Origin of the sequence: Mycobacterium talmoniae, from assembly GCF_001854525.1 — a bacterium.
In the GTDB taxonomy this organism is placed as follows: domain Bacteria; phylum Actinomycetota; class Actinomycetes; order Mycobacteriales; family Mycobacteriaceae; genus Mycobacterium; species Mycobacterium talmoniae.
In genome coordinates this window covers 1-505 of the sequence record NZ_MLQM01000381.1, presented here as the reverse complement: position 1 = coordinate 505, position 505 = coordinate 1, and the positions used below count along the sequence as shown (strand labels likewise).

At 76.2% G+C, this 505-nt stretch carries 1 pseudogene; it reads right to left on the bottom strand.

From position 1 onward, the window contains the following. Nucleotides 1-455: pseudogene (locus tag BKN37_RS27480) on the bottom strand (Hsp70 family protein); the annotation flags it as partial. Between the last annotated feature and the right edge of the window lie 50 nt (nucleotides 456-505).

Here is a 505-nt window from a genome sequence, read left to right as displayed (position 1 = left end):
ACCGCGGACAGCGAGGGGTCGCCGTTGGGTTGGGTCACGGTCACGACGCTCGGCGGTGGGGCCTCGGTCGGGGTGCCGCCGTCGGTGGGCTCACCCGGGACGCTGGTGTGGGTTTCCGACGGGCTGCTGCTGCCCGACAGCGTGTAGGCCAGCCCGCCGGAGGCGGCCAGCAGCAGGGCGGCGGCCAGGCCGAACAGCAGGACCGGTCGCTTGTACCAGGCCAGCGGTGCCGGCTCGGTGTAGTCGGCGGCCGGGGCACCCTCGAACCGTTCGGCGGTGTCCGGCGGCGTGAAGGTGTAGTCCTCGCCGGAGTAGGGCACCGGTTCGCCGCCGGACGAGTCGTCCTGGGACCAGGCCAGCTCCCGAAACGCCGCGGACTTGGGGGCGTCGGGCATCGCCTCGGTCGGGGGCGCCCCGGCCGCCCAGGCCGCCGGGGCCAGGCTGGTCGGGCTCATGGTGGTCGGGGTGTCCGCGGCGGGTCTGGGGGGCGCGCGGGCGCGTGTGG